Annotated in this window: 24 protein-coding genes; 12 read left to right on the forward strand and 12 right to left on the reverse strand. The window is 41.7% G+C overall.

Going from position 1 to position 17,753, the window contains the following annotated elements:
• Positions 1-10 precede the first annotated feature (10 nt).
• Together QXW63_05130 and QXW63_05135 are read right to left on the reverse strand one after the other, a co-directional pair.
• On the reverse strand, positions 11-973 hold the full coding sequence (locus QXW63_05130; GenBank protein MEM3461274.1) for an MBL fold metallo-hydrolase: 963 nt from the start codon (positions 971-973) through the stop codon (positions 11-13).
• Between the two features lie 14 nt (positions 974-987).
• Complete coding sequence (locus QXW63_05135) at positions 988-1,557, reverse strand: AsnC family transcriptional regulator (protein MEM3461275.1); 570 nt, start codon at positions 1,555-1,557, stop codon at positions 988-990.
• Positions 1,558-1,680: 123 nt separating this feature from the next.
• Here QXW63_05135 and QXW63_05140 point away from each other — a divergent pair, with 123 nt between their 5' ends.
• The 11 genes from QXW63_05140 (at position 1,681) to QXW63_05190 (ending at position 9,706) form a co-directional block, all read left to right on the forward strand.
• Complete coding sequence (locus QXW63_05140; protein MEM3461276.1) at positions 1,681-2,616, forward strand: Mrp/NBP35 family ATP-binding protein; 936 nt, start codon at positions 1,681-1,683, stop codon at positions 2,614-2,616.
• The gene (locus QXW63_05145; GenBank protein ID MEM3461277.1) at positions 2,613-4,067 is read left to right on the forward strand and encodes a Ni/Fe hydrogenase subunit alpha; all 1,455 of its coding nucleotides are present in this window, start codon (positions 2,613-2,615) and stop codon (positions 4,065-4,067) included. Before QXW63_05140 ends, QXW63_05145 begins: the two co-directional genes overlap by 4 nt.
• 4 nt (positions 4,068-4,071) lie before the next feature.
• A complete protein-coding gene (locus QXW63_05150) occupies positions 4,072-4,605 on the forward strand; it encodes a hypothetical protein (GenBank protein ID MEM3461278.1) in 534 nt (177 codons plus the stop codon).
• Between the two features lie 18 nt (positions 4,606-4,623).
• Positions 4,624-5,031, forward strand: a complete 408-nt coding sequence (locus QXW63_05155) for a NifB/NifX family molybdenum-iron cluster-binding protein (GenBank protein MEM3461279.1) — start codon at positions 4,624-4,626, stop codon at positions 5,029-5,031.
• Between the two features lie 89 nt (positions 5,032-5,120).
• Positions 5,121-5,495, forward strand: coding sequence for a NifB/NifX family molybdenum-iron cluster-binding protein (locus QXW63_05160; protein MEM3461280.1), 375 nt, complete (start codon positions 5,121-5,123; stop codon positions 5,493-5,495).
• A 36-nt stretch (positions 5,496-5,531) separates the two neighbouring features.
• Positions 5,532-5,960: an iron-sulfur cluster assembly scaffold protein gene (locus QXW63_05165; GenBank protein ID MEM3461281.1), complete on the forward strand. Its 429-nt coding sequence runs from the start codon at positions 5,532-5,534 to the stop codon at positions 5,958-5,960.
• A gap of 15 nt (positions 5,961-5,975) precedes the next feature.
• The gene (locus tag QXW63_05170) at positions 5,976-6,659 is read left to right on the forward strand and encodes a DUF1847 domain-containing protein (protein MEM3461282.1); all 684 of its coding nucleotides are present in this window, start codon (positions 5,976-5,978) and stop codon (positions 6,657-6,659) included.
• 30 nt (positions 6,660-6,689) lie between these two features.
• On the forward strand, positions 6,690-7,526 hold the full coding sequence (locus QXW63_05175) for an ATP-binding protein (GenBank protein MEM3461283.1): 837 nt from the start codon (positions 6,690-6,692) through the stop codon (positions 7,524-7,526).
• On the forward strand, positions 7,523-8,401 hold the full coding sequence (locus QXW63_05180) for an ATP-binding protein (protein ID MEM3461284.1): 879 nt from the start codon (positions 7,523-7,525) through the stop codon (positions 8,399-8,401). Before QXW63_05175 ends, QXW63_05180 begins: the two co-directional genes overlap by 4 nt.
• A 32-nt stretch (positions 8,402-8,433) precedes the next feature.
• On the forward strand, positions 8,434-8,715 hold the full coding sequence (locus QXW63_05185) for a ferritin family protein (protein MEM3461285.1): 282 nt from the start codon (positions 8,434-8,436) through the stop codon (positions 8,713-8,715).
• 16 nt (positions 8,716-8,731) lie between these two features.
• Complete coding sequence (locus QXW63_05190; protein MEM3461286.1) at positions 8,732-9,706, forward strand: radical SAM protein; 975 nt, start codon at positions 8,732-8,734, stop codon at positions 9,704-9,706.
• A gap of 3 nt (positions 9,707-9,709) precedes the next feature.
• Here the strand turns inward: QXW63_05190 and QXW63_05195 are convergent, their stop codons facing one another.
• From QXW63_05195 to QXW63_05225, 7 genes are read right to left on the reverse strand one after another with little or no spacing between them, the layout of a single operon-like run.
• Complete coding sequence (locus tag QXW63_05195; GenBank protein MEM3461287.1) at positions 9,710-10,285, reverse strand: class I SAM-dependent methyltransferase; 576 nt, start codon at positions 10,283-10,285, stop codon at positions 9,710-9,712.
• 29 nt (positions 10,286-10,314) lie between these two features.
• A complete protein-coding gene (locus tag QXW63_05200; GenBank protein MEM3461288.1) occupies positions 10,315-10,722 on the reverse strand; it encodes a CoA-binding protein in 408 nt (135 codons plus the stop codon).
• A gap of 8 nt (positions 10,723-10,730) precedes the next feature.
• A complete protein-coding gene (locus QXW63_05205; protein ID MEM3461289.1) occupies positions 10,731-11,600 on the reverse strand; it encodes a VIT1/CCC1 transporter family protein in 870 nt (289 codons plus the stop codon).
• Between the two features lie 24 nt (positions 11,601-11,624).
• Positions 11,625-11,981: a NifB/NifX family molybdenum-iron cluster-binding protein gene (locus QXW63_05210; protein MEM3461290.1), complete on the reverse strand. Its 357-nt coding sequence runs from the start codon at positions 11,979-11,981 to the stop codon at positions 11,625-11,627.
• Between the two features lie 56 nt (positions 11,982-12,037).
• Complete coding sequence (locus tag QXW63_05215; GenBank protein MEM3461291.1) at positions 12,038-12,223, reverse strand: hypothetical protein; 186 nt, start codon at positions 12,221-12,223, stop codon at positions 12,038-12,040.
• A gap of 17 nt (positions 12,224-12,240) precedes the next feature.
• Positions 12,241-12,579, reverse strand: a complete 339-nt coding sequence (locus QXW63_05220; protein MEM3461292.1) for a hypothetical protein — start codon at positions 12,577-12,579, stop codon at positions 12,241-12,243.
• 9 nt (positions 12,580-12,588) lie between these two features.
• On the reverse strand, positions 12,589-12,951 hold the full coding sequence (locus QXW63_05225) for a hypothetical protein (protein MEM3461293.1): 363 nt from the start codon (positions 12,949-12,951) through the stop codon (positions 12,589-12,591).
• A gap of 120 nt (positions 12,952-13,071) precedes the next feature.
• Between QXW63_05225 and QXW63_05230 the strand changes: the two genes are divergently transcribed.
• Positions 13,072-13,398: a DUF134 domain-containing protein gene (locus QXW63_05230; protein ID MEM3461294.1), complete on the forward strand. Its 327-nt coding sequence runs from the start codon at positions 13,072-13,074 to the stop codon at positions 13,396-13,398.
• 8 nt (positions 13,399-13,406) lie between these two features.
• Here QXW63_05230 and QXW63_05235 read toward each other — a convergent pair whose 3' ends face one another.
• The 3 genes from QXW63_05235 to QXW63_05245 all read right to left on the reverse strand — a co-directional run bounded on the left by QXW63_05235 (position 13,407) and on the right by QXW63_05245 (position 17,717).
• Positions 13,407-14,168, reverse strand: coding sequence for a metal ABC transporter permease (locus tag QXW63_05235; protein MEM3461295.1), 762 nt, complete (start codon positions 14,166-14,168; stop codon positions 13,407-13,409).
• Positions 14,165-14,869 (reverse strand): metal ABC transporter ATP-binding protein, encoded by a 705-nt coding sequence (locus QXW63_05240; GenBank protein MEM3461296.1) that lies wholly within the window; start codon positions 14,867-14,869, stop codon positions 14,165-14,167. The genes QXW63_05235 and QXW63_05240 overlap by 4 nt, the downstream gene beginning before the upstream one ends.
• A 322-nt stretch (positions 14,870-15,191) precedes the next feature.
• On the reverse strand, positions 15,192-17,717 hold the full coding sequence (locus QXW63_05245) for a NosD domain-containing protein (GenBank protein MEM3461297.1): 2,526 nt from the start codon (positions 17,715-17,717) through the stop codon (positions 15,192-15,194).
• Positions 17,718-17,753: the final 36 nt, after the last annotated feature.

The raw sequence follows: 17,753 nt of genomic DNA on the forward strand, positions 1-17,753 counted from the left end.
AATAGTATGGTTAGAACTTGTAGAGGTTCCCAATGCTGTTCCAGACGTAGGATTCTGGCATTGCCTCAGCAATGGCGTGGTTTCCGCGCCAGCCCGTGCAGTGTGAAGACGCTACTAAATTGGGTTTTATTCTTTTCAGCTCTTTCACTGTTTGGCCAATGCGTGGTTCATATTCTTTTCCCGCTAGGTGGAATCCGCCTAATATGGCGTGGATGGTTTTTACCCTTGTGAGTTTTTGTGCGTAAAGTATAGTGTTTATTATGCCTGCATGGGCACATCCAGATACGATGACTAAGCCTTTATTCTTAACGCTGATTACTAGGGCGCGGTCATCCCATATCCACGGGTCAGACTGCCATTTGCCATCTATGAAGGCTCTGTGTTGAGGGTATCCCTTTTCGAAGCTTGTTGTTCTTGGGATTTCGCCTGTGACGAGTATGAGGTTGTCTGCTATTAGGTATGGTTGTTTGGTTTTGATGTATTTGGCTGGCTTCACCCTTTCTTCTTCCGGGAACGCGGGATATTCTCTTATGGTTCCGTTTGGGTTGGCTACGCCTCGCTTTTTGAACATGTCTTCATGCACTATTATTGGCAATTTATTCTTCTTAATAGCTTTGACTGCGGCGGGTAACCCGCCGAAATGGTCGTAATGTCCATGGGAGAGAACTATACATTCTATTTCCGACAGGTCTATTCCCATCCTTTTAGCGTTTGTTACAACGCCATTGGGACTGCAACCCGTGTCGAACAATATGCTGTGAACCCTGCCTTCATCAAAGACTCGGACAAGCATTGAAAATCCATGTTCGGCTATTGGAAGGCGAAAGTGTTTCTTAGTCCACTCCCTGACGCTTTTAACTTCACTTCTCTGGATCGTTGAAAGAATATCCACCGAATTATCCATTAAACTGATTATTTCCGCGCCTTCTGCTTCTTTGAGCTTCAAATCTGGTTTGTCATTGCCTTCGGTCATACGGTTTAACCTCCTTAAAGGGTTCCCCTGTAATGGATTGTTGCGGGGCATCCGACACATTTTCCGTCCGCATATCTTATGCATGGTCTACAGTCTACGTTGCATGGCGCGGTTTCCATTTCTTTGTGGGTTAAGTGTTCTCTTACTGGAAGGAACGGCGAAAAGTGAACCTCGCCTATGGGATAAAATTCTGATCTCCGTATGCCAGCGCTGCTTCTTAATGAGCATTTTTCTATGGATATGCTTTCGAGGGTGTCCTGGTTTTCCGCAACAACTAGGGCGATTAGGTTGTAGCCGCCTATAGTCTTAAAAATGTGAATTACTCTTGGGCAATCTTTGAAACGTTCAAGCAGCTTTTGCATCGCCTCAGCGCTTTCCATTTCCAATAGAACCACAGCCGGAAAAAGTTTGAAAAAGAATGGGTTTATTGAAGCGGAAACTTTTATGGCGCCTTGTTGAACAAGCCGTTGCAGCCTTTTCTTTACTCCCATGCTTGTGAATCCAACATTTTTAGCGATGTCTTCCAAGGTGGTTCTTCCGTCCATTTGAAGCTGCGAAATTATCTTTCTGTCAACATCGTCCAAGGCTTGTTCCTCTGTTTATTTTCTAAACATAAAGTATTAATATAGTTTGCGCATCAAACTATTATTCACAAACAGATCGAGATAATCAATGGGTAAATAGCAAAAAAGCGAAGAGGAATTACCATGAGCGCAGAGTGTGACGGCAAATGTGAATCTTGTTCAAAGAAGGGTGAATGCACAGACCCGCGAAAGGAAAGGTGGGAGGAGCAGCAGAGGCTAAAGCAGAGAATAAGCAGGATTAAGCATAAAATAGCGGTTATAAGCGGCAAAGGCGGAGTTGGAAAAAGCACAGTAACTGTTAATCTTGCCATGGCTTTTGCAATGCACGGCTATGCAAACCGTGTAGGCATTCTAGACGCTGACATTCATGGTCCAAGCATCCCAAAAATGCTTGGCTTAAGGGGGCAGAGGCTTCAAGCCCTTGCTGCTGGAGTAATTTTCCCAGTTGTTGGGCCTTTGGGAATAAAGGTTGTTTCCATGGACTTTCTGCTTCCGAGTGACGAGTCGCCAGTGATTTGGCGTGGACCCTTAAAAATGAGGGCTATTCAACAGTTTTTGTCGGACATTACTTGGGGAGAGCTTGACTTCCTTCTTGTGGATCTGCCGCCAGGAACAGGTGACGAGCCGTTAAGCGTTGTGCAACTTATCCCGGACATGGACGGCGTGGTCATAGTCACTATACCATCAGAAGTTTCCCAGATCGTCGTGAAGAAGGCTGTGACATTCGCTAGGCAGTTGGGTGCTCCAGTGATTGGCATAATTGAAAACATGAGCGGTTTCACCTGCCCAAAATGCGGAGCAGAAATAAACATCTTCAAAACAGGAGGGGGAAGAAAAATAGCCGAGGACCTGGCGGTTCCATTTTTGGGAAGCATACCAATAGATCCAGAGATCTGCACAGACTCAGACGAAGGCAAACCCTTCATAGTTGGGCATCCGGACTCGCCAGCCTCAAAAGCATTTACAGATATTGTTAAGAAAATTGAACATTATCTGGAGCAGAGAAAGCAGCTGGCAACCCCGCTTAAACAGGTGAAGCGTGAGGAGGCTGAGAAATGAAAGAGATAACAATAAGCCCCATCACACGCCTTGAAGGGCATGGCAAAATATCCATTTTCCTTGATGAGACGGGAAATGTGGAGAACGCATATTTCCAAGTTCCAGAGCTGAGGGGTTTTGAGAAGTTTTGTGAGGGAAGAAAGGCTGAAGATATGCCTATTCTGACCAGTAGAATTTGTGGTGTCTGTCCTGTTGCGCATCACCTCGCATCTACAAAGGCTTTAGACGCCGCATTCAATGTTGAGCCGCCATCAGCGGCTAAAAAGCTTAGGGAGCTCATGTATTGTGGCTACATGATTTATGACCATACACTTCACTTCTACTTTTTAGGAGCGCCAGATTTTGTTGTTGGTCCAGACGCTTCGCCAGCCGAAAGGAACATTTTCGGAGTTATAAAGAAAGTAGGCTTAGATGTTGGAAGGGAGGTTATTAAACATAGGGCTTACGGGCAGAAAATAACGGAAATGATTGGAGGTAAGGCAACACACCCTGTTTGCGGGCTTCCAGGAGGAGTTTCTAAACCCATTTCAGAGGAGGAGCGCCAACAAATAGAGAAAATGGCTGAGTCATGCGTTGAATTCGCAAAACTTAGTTTGAAACTGTTTAATGAAGTTGTTCTAAAGAATAAGGATTACGTGGATATGATTTTGAGCGATGCCTACACTTTAAAGACTTATTATATGGGATTAGTTGACGAAAATAATAAGCTCAACTTTTATGATGGCAAAGTGCGGGTTGTTGATCCAGAAGGTAGAGAATTTGTAAGGTTTGCTCCACACGAATATTTGAATGTGATTGAGGAACACGTTGAGCCTTGGAGCTACGTCAAGTTTCCATACTTAAAGAAGGTGGGCTGGAAGGGGTTTGTTGGAGGATCAGACAGCGGCATTTACCGTGTTGGACCGCTTGGAAGGCTTAATGTGGCTGACGGCATGGCAACATCCCTAGCTCAAGAAGAATATAAGAGAATGTTTGAGACGCTTGGTGAAAAACCTGTCCATTCAACCCTTGGGTTTCACCGGGCTAGGTTGATAGAACTGTTATACGCGGCTGAAAGATGTTTGGAGCTGAGCAGAGACAAGGAAATTACAAGCAAAGATGTCCGAAACAAGCCTGGAAAACCTGGAGAAGGCGTTGGAATTATCGAGGCTGCAAGAGGCACCCTCATCCACCATTATGTTTTAGATGAAGAGGCCTTAGTTAAGGATGTTAATTTGATAGTAGCCACAACAAACAATAGCCCAGCAATATGCATTTCCATAAGAGATGCCGCCAAGGCCTTAATAAAAGGCGGGAAAGTAAGCGATGGACTATTAAACAGGGTGGAGATGGCTTTCAGAGCTTACGATCCCTGCCTTGCATGTGCAACCCACTATGCCATAGGGCAGATGCCCCTTCAAATAAACATTTACAATCATGAAGGAAAACTGTTAAAAACCCTTGAAAGGTGAGTAAATGTCCAAAAAAGCTGCCCATATAAAAATAGGCGAGTTAAAATCCGATGTCGCCACCGTGAAGAACCTTGAAATATCGATTGGAAGAATTTTTGAAGAAACATGGGAGGAGCCTGTTGGTCCACACGGCACAAAGTATAGACGCATGCTTCTAGGAAGAAAAGACTGCGAAGAAGACTGGTATGTCTATGACGCCCGCACTGGAGAACGCGTTTACGCCGGTCCAGTTCCAGAGCATTTGTTTGTTGCAGCTGAAACCAAAGAGGAAGCCATGGTTATGATAGCTAAGCTTTGTATGCGCCCCAACGACACCACTAAAGGAAGAGCAATAAAGCTCACCCATTACATTGATTTACACAAACGCTTGTATGGCGTCGTGCCAAGTGATATTCACCTTTTTGTTCGCACAGTGGCAGATGTTCCTGTAACCATGAAGGATGAAATAATCAAAATTTTGGAGGAGAAAAAATGGAAAGAGCAAACAATCCCCGATCCCACACTTCTTCCAAGACTGATAAGAAAAAAGAAGGAATAATCAATGAGAGGATGTTAAATGAAGATTTGTGTGTCTGCATCTGCAAATAGCCTAGATGCGCCTATAGATCCTAGGTTTGGCAGATGCCCATACTTTGTCATAGTTGATTCAGAGACTATGCAGTTTGAGGCTATTCCAAATGTGGCTTCTGGCACTATGGGCGGTGCTGGGATACAGGCAGCCCAAACCATAGCGAGCAAAGGAGCCAAAGTGCTTATAACTGGAAACGTTGGGCCCAACGCTTTTCAGGCTTTGTCGGCTGCAGGGATAAAAATTGTTACAGGTGCCGCTGGGACTGTGAGGGAAGTTGTTGAAAAATACAAGAGAGGAGAACTAGAAGGGACAAGTGCTCCAACTGTTGGAGGGCATTTCGGAATGGTGGCGGGTAGAGGGCGCGGCTGGAGGCAAAGGCGGTGGGAGCCATAGAAAACGCAGATGACAAAGAGCTTGAGAGGTTGAGGCGGAAAAAGCTTGAAAAATTGTTATAAGCATCTAGAAAAGAGGGAGGTGAAAAGGTGAAGGAAAGAATAGTTATTCCAGCTGAAGATGGAAATGGGCTTAACGCAAGGCTTTCGGAGCATTTTGGGAGAGCGTCATACTTCATTGTCATAGAGTTAAACGAAGACGGCAGCATTTCAAACGTCCAAGCAGTGTCCAACGAAAGTGAACATTTCGGCGGGACAGGACGTCCACCAGATCGCCTACTACAATTCAAACCTAACGCCGTAATCACTTATGGAATGGGACCACGAGCACTGAGCATTTTCCAAGAGGCTAGAGTGGCTGTGTTAAAGGCTAACGCGGACACTGTTAAAGAAGTTGTTGAGGCGTATAGGCAAGACAGACTAGAGGAACTTACAGAAGGCTGTCGTCACGCTCGCCATCGATAAGGGTTGCCGTAGACGCAACAAATGGGAGGTTTATAATTGACCAAGAAACTAAAGGAAGAAGAGCTGCGGTTGATGGCAGAACTAGGCTATCCCAAGAAAGCTATCCAATTGTATGCAGACAAAGTGAATTTAGGAGCGCTAAAGAAACCGGATATAGTCACAACATATCTTGGTCCATGTGGAGATTTTATAGAATTACATTTGAAGATTGGTAAAGCAAGCATCATAAAAAATGGCAAGTTTTGTTATGTAGGTTGTCCCGGCTCAGCCATGTCTGTATCTGCCATGATTGAACTCGCAAAGGGCAAGACTGTTGATGAGGCAAAGAAAATAACAGAGCAGGATATAATAAATGCGCTTGGAGGATTACCGACCGAAAAGCTTGACTGTGCAAAGCTAGCTATGACAACACTTCGAAAGGCAATAGCGGAATATGAAAAAATAAGGGGTCGTTCAGAAATTTGAGGAGGAGCGTATAAATTGGCTATTCACCCTCAATGTGCAAAGTGTCCACAAGCTTACTGCAGCCGCATGCCCTTCGAGGAAATCGACAAAAATTTGCTTCCAAATTTCTGCCCAATGAAAACAAGCGAGAAAATAATTAAGTCAGCAATTGAGAAGTATGCAGAAGACGACGTAAAGAAAATTTATGTTCCCGCCACCATCACAGAAAAGGAGGCTTATGAATTTGTTAGAGGCGCGTTGATGGCTGTGCGCCCCAGAATCAAGGAGATCATAGAGTTTAGCAAGCTTGTTCACGCCAAAAAGTTGGGAGTAGCCTTCTGCGCTGGATTGCAAGACGAAGCCGCTAGAATAGTCACCATTCTGGAAAAGGCAGGATTTGCCGTTGCGTCTGTTAGGTGTAAATGCGGCGCAACTGATAAGACAAAACTTAACGTGGCTAAAGAATACAAAATTGGCGATCCATTAAAATTTGAGGCTGCTTGCAACCCAATAGTCCAAGCCAAACTTCTGAATACAGCAGGAACAGACATCAACATCATCGTTGGCTTATGCGTGGGACACGACATGCTTTTCACCACGAACTCGAAAGCTCCAGTGACAACCCTAATTGTCAAAGATAGACTTTTAGGCCACAACCCAGTCATAGCGCTTTATAGCGACTACCATAAGGACATAATAGAATCGCAAAAAAGAACTTGAAAATTGAGAGATTAAAGAAAGCAGATTATTATGATTGTTTCCATTGCCAGCGGAAAAGGTGGAACAGGGAAAACATCGGTAGCCGTAAACCTTGCAGTTTCTATACGGAACGTTCAGCTTTTAGACTGCGATGTGGAAGAACCAAACGCTCATCTGCTCTTGCATCCCAAAATAAGCCATGAAAAACCAGTTTACACAGTAATCCCCAATTTAAACGAAGAATTATGCGATCACTGTGGAAAATGTGCAAATTTCTGCCAATACAACGCCATTTTCGCCAGCTCCGAAAAAGTTCTAATTTTTCCAGAGCTTTGCCACGGATGTGGCGGATGCATTCTTGTCTGCCCTAAAAAGGCTTTAACCGAAGGAAAACACAAAGTTGGGACATTAAAACGAGGTTTTGCCAACAATTTAGAGCTTGTTTACGGCGAGCTTGAAGTTGGCGAGCCCATGGCTGTTCCACTAATTAGAGAAGTTAAAAAATGCATTAACAAGAGCAGAGATGTTATTCTAGATGCGCCCCCTGGGACATCATGTCCAGTAATCGAAACTGTTAAAGACAGCGACTTCTGTATTCTCGTAACTGAACCCACACCTTTCGGTCTACATGACTTGAAAATAGCAGTTCAAGTTTTAAAGGATATGAAAATTCCATTGGGCGTTGTTGTTAACAGGGCTGGCATAGGCGACGAGAAAGTTTACGAATATTGCAAAGAGGAGAACATACCAATTCTACTTGAAATTCCTTATCAGAGGAGAATTGCTGAACTTTATTCGGAAGGAATTCCCTTCAGCCAAGAAATACCAGAATGGAAAGAAAAATTTAGAATGTTGTTTAATGAAGCAAGAAGGCTTGTTGGCAAATGAAACAAATCACAGTTCTAAGTGGCAAGGGTGGAACAGGCAAAACGACCATAACTGCCTCATTTGCGGTTTTGGCAAAAAGGGCTGTTGTGGCTGATTGTGATGTGGATGCTCCAGACCTGCACATGCTTTTGCATCCAGAAATCATTGAAACACAGGAATTCAAGGGCTCCAAATTGGCAGTTATTGATGAGGCAAAATGCGTAAAATGCGGTCTGTGCCGAGAAAAATGCAGATTTGACGCTGTAACGCAAAACTTCACCGTGGACCCATTTTCATGCGAAGGATGCGGCGTCTGTTCCCTTGTTTGTCCAGTTAACGCCGTAACATTGACGAATCGAATTTCTGGGCATGCTTACATCTCAAAGATAAAACATGGGTTTATGGCACATGCCATGCTTAGCCCAGGTGAAGCAAATTCGGGGAAACTTGTAACTTTGGTTAGACAGAATGCCAAAGTGTTAGCTGAAAAAGATAAAATCAACCTCATAATAATAGATGGTCCGCCTGGAATCGGTTGCCCAGTTATAGCTTCAGTCACAGGCGTGGATGTTGGTTTGGTTGTTACTGAGCCTACAACGTCCGGGTTTCACGATCTTAAAAGGGCATTGAAGTTGTTGGCGCATTTTGGTGTTCTGCCCTTTGTTTGCGTGAACATGTATGACATAAACATGGATAACACTGGGAAAATTGAGCGTTTTTGTAAAGAAAACAGCATAGAGGTTATTGGCAAGGTTCCCTTCAACTCCATAGTTACGGAAGCCATGGTAAACGGAAAGCCAATCATGGAATATTCTCCGAGAAGCGATGTTGCTAAAGAAATTGAAGGTATTTGGGAAAAGCTTTCCACATTAATATTGGAGAAGCCCTTAACATGAAAGTTATTGATTGACAAAAGGAGGTGATAAGATTGTTGTCAAAAATTCCGATAAACCTTGAAAGAATAAGCAAGGAAACCTTAGACAAAGAAATACTGAGAGCCGGAATTATTGCTGAACTGGATGCCATAAATCTCTATGAACAGATGGCAGCCATGACCGAAAATGCAGAGATCAAAAGAATTCTCTTGGACATAGCGAAGGAAGAGAAAACGCATGTAGGCGAGTCTCAAGCTTTGCTGTTGATAAAAGACAAAGAACAAGAAAAGGAGTTAGAAGAAGGCAAAAAAGAAGTTGAAGAGTTAAAGAGATAGAAAGGTATTAAAAGCCATGAAGTTTCTTGATGAAGAGAACATAGCTTTCGGACCAGTTCCATCAAGGCGTCTAGGAAGAAGTTTGGGGATAAACAATATTCCACAAAAAACATGTTCTTACTCATGCGTCTACTGTCAATTAGGGAAAACCAGCCATATGCTTGTTAATAGGCAAGTCTTCTATAAACCGGAACACATTTTGATGAGAGTTAAAAGGAAAGTGAACGAATCTGTCTTGAGAAACGAAAGAATCGATTATCTAACTTTTGTGCCGGACGGAGAGCCTACGCTTGATGTTAACATAGGCAAAGAAATCTCACTCTTAAAGCATTTGGAGATTCCTGTAGCTGTTATAACGAACGCTTCTCTGCTTTGGCAAGAAAAAGTAAGAGAAGATTTGCTAGCTGCAGATCTTGTTTCATTAAAAGTCGACGCAGTCAGCCAAGACTTATGGAAGCGCATAAACAGGCCGCATAAAGACTTAAAATTGGACACGCTTTTAGATGGCATAAAGGAGTTTGCAAAAACTTTCAAAGGAATCCTTGTGAGCGAGACAATGCTTATTGATGCTGTAAGTTACGAAAGCGAATTGGAAAAGATAGCAGAGTTCTTAGGAGATCTGGCTAAACTGGACAAGGCTTACGTCGCTATACCAACGCGACCGCCTACGGAAAAGTGGGTTAAACCAGCGAGGGAGGAAATTGTAAATGTAGCTTTTCAAAAATTTGTTGGAAAGCTTGGAAGCGACAAGGTGGAATACTTAATAGGATATGAGGGAGACGCTTTCGCCTTCACGGGAGATGTTAAAGCAGATTTGCTGAGCATAACAGCTGTTCATCCCATGCGGAAAGAAGCGATAGCAGAATTTTTGAAGAAAGCAAACGCCGACTGGAAAGTTGTTGAGAAACTCCTGAAGGAAAATAAACTCATAGAGCTTGAATACGAAGGAAAGAAATATTACATGCGAAAACTTCACAGTTTGCCCGTGTAAATACTATTTATCGGCTAAGGAAAAAATCATGAAGGATTGTTCTAGCAAGAAATCCAAGTCGTTCATCAGTTTATATCCAGCTTCTTCCATTTCAGCCATTATAATTTCTTTAGGGACGTAATGCCCAAACTTTCTGTGAAAGCTAAAACGTCCACCGCTAGAACTATACTCGATTATGGCAATTCTTCCGTTAGATTTAAGCGCATTTTTTAGTTTCTTGAAGTATTCCATCCTGTTTGTTAAATGATGGCATACGTTTCGCATAAAAATCAAATCTATGCTTTTATCAGGTAAATTTGGAGCATCTTCAGCGGCAAAAATAGTTTCAATATTCTCAAATCCATTTCTCTTCGCACAATGCCTAATGTATTCCAAAAATTTCGGATTTGTATCCACAGCAAAAACTCGCCCATCTTTTCCAACAGCCTCAGCAAACCGCAGAGCAAAATAACCACCACCAGCCCCAATATCAGCAACCTTTTGTCCTTGCTGTAACCCTAAGGCCTCTATTATCTCATTAGGTTTATTTTTTGGATCAGCTGCCTTTTTGTTAAACATCTCTGCCCTAAGATTTCGCATTTTCCTCACCTTCCAGTTTCGCTAAATTTTTAACTGGTTGCGACATGTTTTGCTCGTTCAATCATTACGCAAACGCCATACACTACATCAATACCGTTGTCTTCACAGAATTTGATTGCTTTATCTGATTCTGAGCCTGGTTGCATCCACACTTTTGTAATTCTAAGTTTATTGCAAGTTTCAACAGTATACTCTGTTACTTTCGGAGGAACCACCACATCAACAACATCAGGTTTTACTAGCAACTTTTCCAAACTTGGATAACACTTGTCACCTAGAATTTCCTCTGCGTTAGGATTTACGGCATACACTTTATAACCAGCACTCTTAAGATCTTTATATACTTGATAACCATACTTTCGAGGATCACGGCTTGCACCAACTACAGCAAAAACGTTTCGCTTATCCAAAAACACTTTGATTAATTCTTCATTCATCACCATCACTACACTTCTATGTTCAATGATGCTTTTATGAAAAATCCTATAATGAAGGTTATGCTGGCTATCCCAAGGCTGATCAGCGTCATTTCCAGAAACCTCCTCTTGAATGGAAGACCTTTTGCAACCGAAATATAGAAGGTGAACAAGAAAATAACGATAATTGCAGCCAGTATTGTCAAGCCTAGGCAAGCATATGCGTCTGTGAAAAGCAGATAAGGCGATATTAAAAACAGAACCGTTAAAACATAAGCAATGCCCGTATATGTTGCCGCCTTAAGAGGATTTTTGGCATTTCCTTCCGATTTTGTGGATAGGTATTCTGATGTAGCCATCGACAGCGACGCTGCCACCCCGGTAATCAAACCCGTCATAGCGACCAAACGAGTGTTTTGAAGAGCAAGTGTGAATCCCGCAAGGGCTCCTGTAAGCTCGACAAGGGCATCATTCAAACCTAAAACTATAGAACCCACATATCTCAGCCTTTCTTCATCAATTAATTCCATGAGTCGCTTTTCATGCTCATCCTCATCTTTTACAATGCCTTTGGCATCGGGCACAAACTCAGATATTTTTTCATAAGTTGCTTGAGCTTTCTCTTCGCCCTTTTCCATAAGCTTTATTCCAAAAGTTATTCCGAAAATTTTTGAAATCAAAAAATACTTCCAAACTTTCAACTTATCAGAATTCACGTCTTTATGGGCATATCCTTTCCAAAAACCATAGTGTTTTAGTTCATCGTTTGAAATATGTTTTAAAACTTCCCTGTTATGCGAGTCTTTTGTCGACTGCGCCAACTTTTCATAGATGTGATGCTCTGTGATTTCATTCTTTTGAGCAGTCAATATCGTCTTCTCAGCTTCTTTATCTAACATTTTAATATCACAATTTGTGTATGGTTACCTAATTTCTACATTTAAAAGATATCTCGTAAAATCTTTTATAGCATCTGCAACTTTTATGTTGGGTTTTACTGCAACCTTCCTTATATGATAGTGCTCAAGCAATCCAGAAGCGCCTGGACCAAGCTCTACGGCTAATACAAAATCTACCTTTAGGTCTGCAAGCGTTTTCACGGCAACTGGTCCAGAACCATACTCGTAAGTTGCACCAGGATTATCGATTACTTGCACATTTCTAATTTGACCATTTTCAACTTCCACTATAGTGAAAGTTTTAGCTTTGCCAAAAACTTCCGATACAACATCTTCTAAACCGTCATAACTTTTTGTTGGAACAGCTATCTTCTTTCCCATATCCTAATCAACTCCTAGCGTGCTTATTTGAAAACTCTAAAACTAAAAAAGGGAGATTATGGTGGAGTTCGCAGCCACGGAGGCCCTCCGCCTCTACCGCCTCCCCTTCCTCCAGGCGGACCCTTATCCAGCCTGTGAATCATCATTGCTGGCGCTCCGCATCTTGGACAATTAGCTGGTTTTGGGGCTCCTTGAGGAACTTCTATTATTTGTCCGCAGTTGCTGCATTGAAAATGCTTCATTGGTAAACTCAACGTTTTCACGGTCCTGACGGTTGTCCTCCGCCTTTTTCAAGCATCGCTTTTAACTCTTTTATTCTTGCTTCCACATCGTTGATTTCCTGTTCTATGCTGGCTTTCTCATCTTCAAGCTCCTTCTTATAGTCTTCCAAGGCTGCCAATTCATCTTCTGGAGACTGCGGCACTGGCTGTGCAGTTGGCGGATATTGCGGATACATTGGCGGTGGATAAGCATAAGGCGTGTAAGGATATTGCTGCGGCGGAATTTGTCCAGGCGGTGGATATGCGTATGGGTATTGAGGCGGGTAACCCCACCAACATCGATATCTTCTACCTCTTCTCGGCCAAGCCATTTTCAATTCACTCCTTCACCAATATGTCATGTATGGTGCTGGAGGATATGCATAGGCATACGCTCTAGGATGATAGGCATAACCAGGCATTGCATAGGTGCTAAAGGGATACCAATATCCCCCGCCAAAAGTCATGTATGGTAACATATATCCATATTGTGGATAAGCCCACCACCATCGTGGAAGCCAAGGAAACCTAGCGCAAACCCATGGATTATACGGGTAGCCACACCACCATCTGCCGAACCCTCGTCCGAATCCCCTGCCAAAACCAAATAACCATCCAAGTCTCTGCCAAGGCGGTAAATAGCTGAATGGCCCTCTTCCAGGATAAGGTCCAGTCCAGCCGCCACCTCTACCTCTCCAACCCCATGCCATGTTCTTTTCACCTCTTAAACTCTATTTTGTGCTTATGCACATTTTCAATTATGTGAAAACGCACAGAAATATATAAATGTTCCGCTTAACATAAAATACAATAAAAATGGATCGAAAATCATGTGGCGACAAAGACGTAGATACGGCAGGAGAGGAAGATTTCCCAAACCTGTTATGTTAGGAATTATGCCGCCGATAAACGGTTTTACACCAAACCCACCACGCGGCTTAGAACCCATATTTCTGGAACCAGCGGAACTTGAAGCTTTTAGGCTGGTCGATTTAGAGGGGCTATCCCAAGAAGAAGCGGGACAAAAAATGGGGGTTTCAAGAGGAACAGTCTGGCGCCTCGTCCAAAGAGCAAGAAGAAAAACAGCCCAAGCCCTAAGCGAAGGAAGACCCCTATACATCGTTCCACATGGTTCCGAGAGCAATTCTCAACAGTAATCCTATTTTTATCTTTTAAAAATCATAGAGATTACAAACAGAAAAGCGCTAGAAACAATGATTAATGGACCAGCTGGCAACAAGGTTAGTTGTGAGAGGAAAATTCCGACAGCTGAACTTAAAATGCCAAAACTTAAAGCCAAAAGTTTGTATTGGGCAAGGTTTTTAGCCAAGTTTTTTGATGTGACGGCAGGTATTGCAACAATAGCGGCAGTTAGTAGTCCGCCAACAACCTTTACTCCCAAAGCAACAATCAAAGCAATCAACAGAAGATAGACCAAATTGTATTTTCCAACATTAATCTTTTGAGACTTCGCCAAATCTTCAGAGATATTTATCAGAGTCATTTTAGAATAGATTTTTTCAACAACAAAAAAGACGAGCACACACAAGGCGATGGAAAAAACTGCATCATTAAATTGAATGTTTGAAATGTCTCCAACCAAAGCAGCTTCTGCCTGTTCAATTGGCAAAAAGAAAAAGGCAACTGCAACACCTGTGGCGAAAACAACAGCTGTTAAAGCCTCAGCTGGCAGTTTTGTTCTTCTCTCAAAAAGCCAAATCAAAACTATTCCTAAAATAACAAGTGGAAAAGCTCCTAAAGAAATATCAAAGCCATAAATCAAAGCTAAAGCGATTCCAGGCAAGGCTAAATGACCTAGAGGACCAGCCACCAAAGACATCCGTTTCGGCAACATCAACGAACCTAAGAAACCAGCAGCTCCTCCAATAAAAATTCCGGAAAGTAAACTTAGAAGAAACTGACTCATGTCGTTCCGCCTTCTTCGTGTTTATGCTGGTAAAACTTTACCGGACTTGCGTAAAGATTTGAAATAGCCTCCGGAGTTAACTTTTCTTTCGGCGCACCACAACATAACATCCTCTTGTTCAAGCAAAGAACCTTGTCAGCTAATCTGTAAACTATTGACAACTCGTGAGTAACAAATAAAATTGTTAAATTTCTTTCACTTTTCAACCTTTCAAGAAGATTATAAACCGACTCTTGACCGCCGATATCGATGCCCGCTAAAGGTTCATCAAAAAGCAGAACATTAGGATCAGAAGCTAAAGCCCAACCAACCAAAATTCTCTGAAACTGACCAGAAGACAAATCTCCAATTTTCCTCCACAAAAATTCTTCTCCTAAACCAATTGATGTCAAAATCTCCTTCATTTCGCTTTCTGAAACATTTTCCAACTGAAAAAATTCCTTAACACTCAAAGGCACATCCTTAATGAAAGGCAACCTCTGTGGAACATAACCAATCTTAACTCCTTTCTTCCATTCCACCACACCTTCATACGGAATAATCCCAAGCAACGCTTTCAACAAAGTTGTTTTCCCAGCCCCATTCGGACCCAAAATAGCCAAAACTTCACCTTCATAAACATTAAAAGACAAACCTGCGAGAATCTCTTCCCCATTCAATTCAACATTTAAATTTCCAACACTTAAAATAACATTCTCCATCTTCTTCTAAATCCTCAACACTATAAACTGAACAACTTCAGTCCTCTTCTTAAATTTAAAACTTTCTTAACATTATATACTCAAGAAAGATGAAGAAAACAAACCATAAGATAAGGTAAATAGCCTTTTTACCCAAACTCCTAACGATCATTCTCAATACTTTTATTTTGTGTAAGGTCCCGTCCTTTCATTAATAACGTCTAACAGAAAATCAATTCTCTTGCTGTGTATATAGATGAAGAGGACATGATGCCAGAACTTAAAACTCAATTTCTCTGATGTCTGCTACGTTTAAACATTATTTTATCGTAAGCAAATTAATTTAGTAAACACTTACAGAAAATATTTGTGTTGGGGTTCGTCGCGGTTTTAATGAGATATCCAAGTTTGTTTTTGATGTTTTGGCTTTTGTTCTTAATAATATGATTTCGATCAGTGTTGCTGTTAGGAATAGCAATAGTATCGAGGTGAAGGTGAATTCTGGGATTATTATTACCTCATGTTTTGTGTGGTTGTAAGTGAAGTATAGGTAGGTGTGGGTGCTGTTTGAAACATCAAGTTGATACGATGGCACTATTGTCCAGTCAACTAACACTATATATGAATCGTTTAGTAAAGCTCTTGAAATGGTTATCCTGCAAAATCCGCTAGTATCGTTTTCGCCTTCTACATAAAATTGTAGGAATTCTTGTCCAGGCTGTAGATATTCGTTTGGGGAGCTAAGCCAAACAGCCAAATTAAGCTCAGACACGGTAGAGTTGCTTATCACTTGAACGTGGTATATTTCGTTGCCTGGTCCAGCCACTTCAAAATCGTAGAACATTCCCATTAAAGGATAATTGTCAAACTGCACTAATTCAGGAGGTGTTCCAGGACCGCTGTTTATCCTGAACTTTGAATCTCCTATTCCATCACTGCCAGTCTCATTCTGGTAAGGTCCATTATGAAAATCTACTCCAGCATAGTTGCTCCAGTAATTTCCACCGTTGGGATAGCCATCATCCCAAATGTTGTTTGAATATGGTGCAGATTGCGGTGGAGACTGGAATGGTGAGTAGAAGTTAGAAATTAAATGTATTGTGTTGTTGATGAAAGCATTATGGTAAAAAATATTTCCATTCGACTGGTAGGTGCATATGCCCACGCTGTTGTTGCTGATTAGACTGTTAACTATTTTGTTGTTGGTTGAGTTGAAGAGAGTTAAACCTCCGTAAATTAGTGGACCTCTATTTCCGTCTAGGGTTATGTTTATTAAACTGCAATTGGACGATTGAGCCAGTATTAAGCCATCTTTGTTCAAGGAAAGATCAATGTCCTTTATCGTTGTATTAGTGCAGTTTACAATTGCTAAATAGCCAATGTTTGGGCAGTTAGATGGATTTATGAGTAGATTATGGGCGCTGGTGAAGTAAAAAACTGTCTTACCATTTACAATGTTTGTTGTGTCAAAATCTTGCATAAAGGCGTCAAGAGTCCAACCCCAAATTATTAGGTTATACCAATCACTTGTCATGTTGTTTTCTCTGAAGGTATTCAAACCATTACACTGATTAAGCACTATGCTCACATTGTTGCCTTCCAGTAGGTTTCCTACAACATAATTTCCAGCAGATGTCTCTACTTCTATTCCCTCTAAAGTGTTCATGACAGTGTTGTTTATAATGTCGCAGCCAGTGCTACTTCCATCAAGGTGAAGCCCCATTAATCCACAATTATCTACAAGGTTTTGATTTATTACAATGTTGGATGAGGCATATCCAATTATGCCAGCCGCTATCGCGTTAGTAACACTGTTATTACTGATGTTTATGAATGTTGAGGAATAAAACCATGTGCAAACAGCAGCGTTAGTTAAAACGTTATTTGTGATATTAACATATGCGACGTTATTGCCGCTGATGCAGCTTGGTGGATAACCAATTCCGCTCCATGTTTTTCCAGCATTTCTAATCGTAAAATTGATGACGCTGACATTATTGGCTGTTATTTGAATTACAGTTCCCGTTCCATTCCCGTCAATTATCGTCATGTCCCTATTTTCGCCAATTAACGATACAGATTTATATACAATTAAGTGTTCATAATAAACTCCATTTTTAACAAAAATAGTGTGACCGTTAAGGGTCTCTGGAGCATCTATAGCCTCTTGAATCGCTGTGTAGTTTAATCCTGTATTAAGGTTATGGACTGTCTGAACCACGATGTTTGTCTGAAAAACTGAAATATCCAAATACCGATCATTTTCATATTCAATCATTCTAACTAAATGCCCAGTTGACTTATCAAACCATGCAGTTTGATTAAGATCTTTTGGATCAGGCGAAATTCCCGATACATTGCAACAAGTTTTCCAACAATTAATTTCCCGTCCCATCAAGTTTAATATTTCGGAAGCCAGAACCGTTGCGTTTGCCCAAGGAGTCGTCCACCATGTCACATTCTCCCCTATTTGAAGCGGCAATTGCATCCAGAACTCGTAGTATGTCGCTCCAGACCAAAAGGAAGCTGATTGATCAACTATTTGGCGATTGGATACATTCACAAGCTGCCAACCAGAAATAAGACCCCAAATAGGAAGAAACAGATCACGAGTTGCGTTAATACAATTCTCCCAACTAGGATCGGGCTGCTGATAAGTTATGTTATAGTATCCAGACGAAACAAACGTTCCATTATAGCTGAATACTGACAAAGAGAAATTAGCATATTGACCAGGTATGGGCTGAATTGGGCCTGTCTGCGCAGAGCCACTCATTATCTTTGGCGAACTGAATAGGTGTAAACTCTGATTAAACGGAAAGAATAATAGGACAAATGCTAAAACAAATATTGTAGGCTCAACCTTCATCTTGCATCCTCTCTTATTAATACAATTAACTTTAAT

It is taken from the genome of Candidatus Bathyarchaeia archaeon (assembly GCA_038873195.1).
Taxonomy (GTDB): Archaea; Thermoproteota; Bathyarchaeia; order Bathyarchaeales; family Bathycorpusculaceae; genus DSLH01.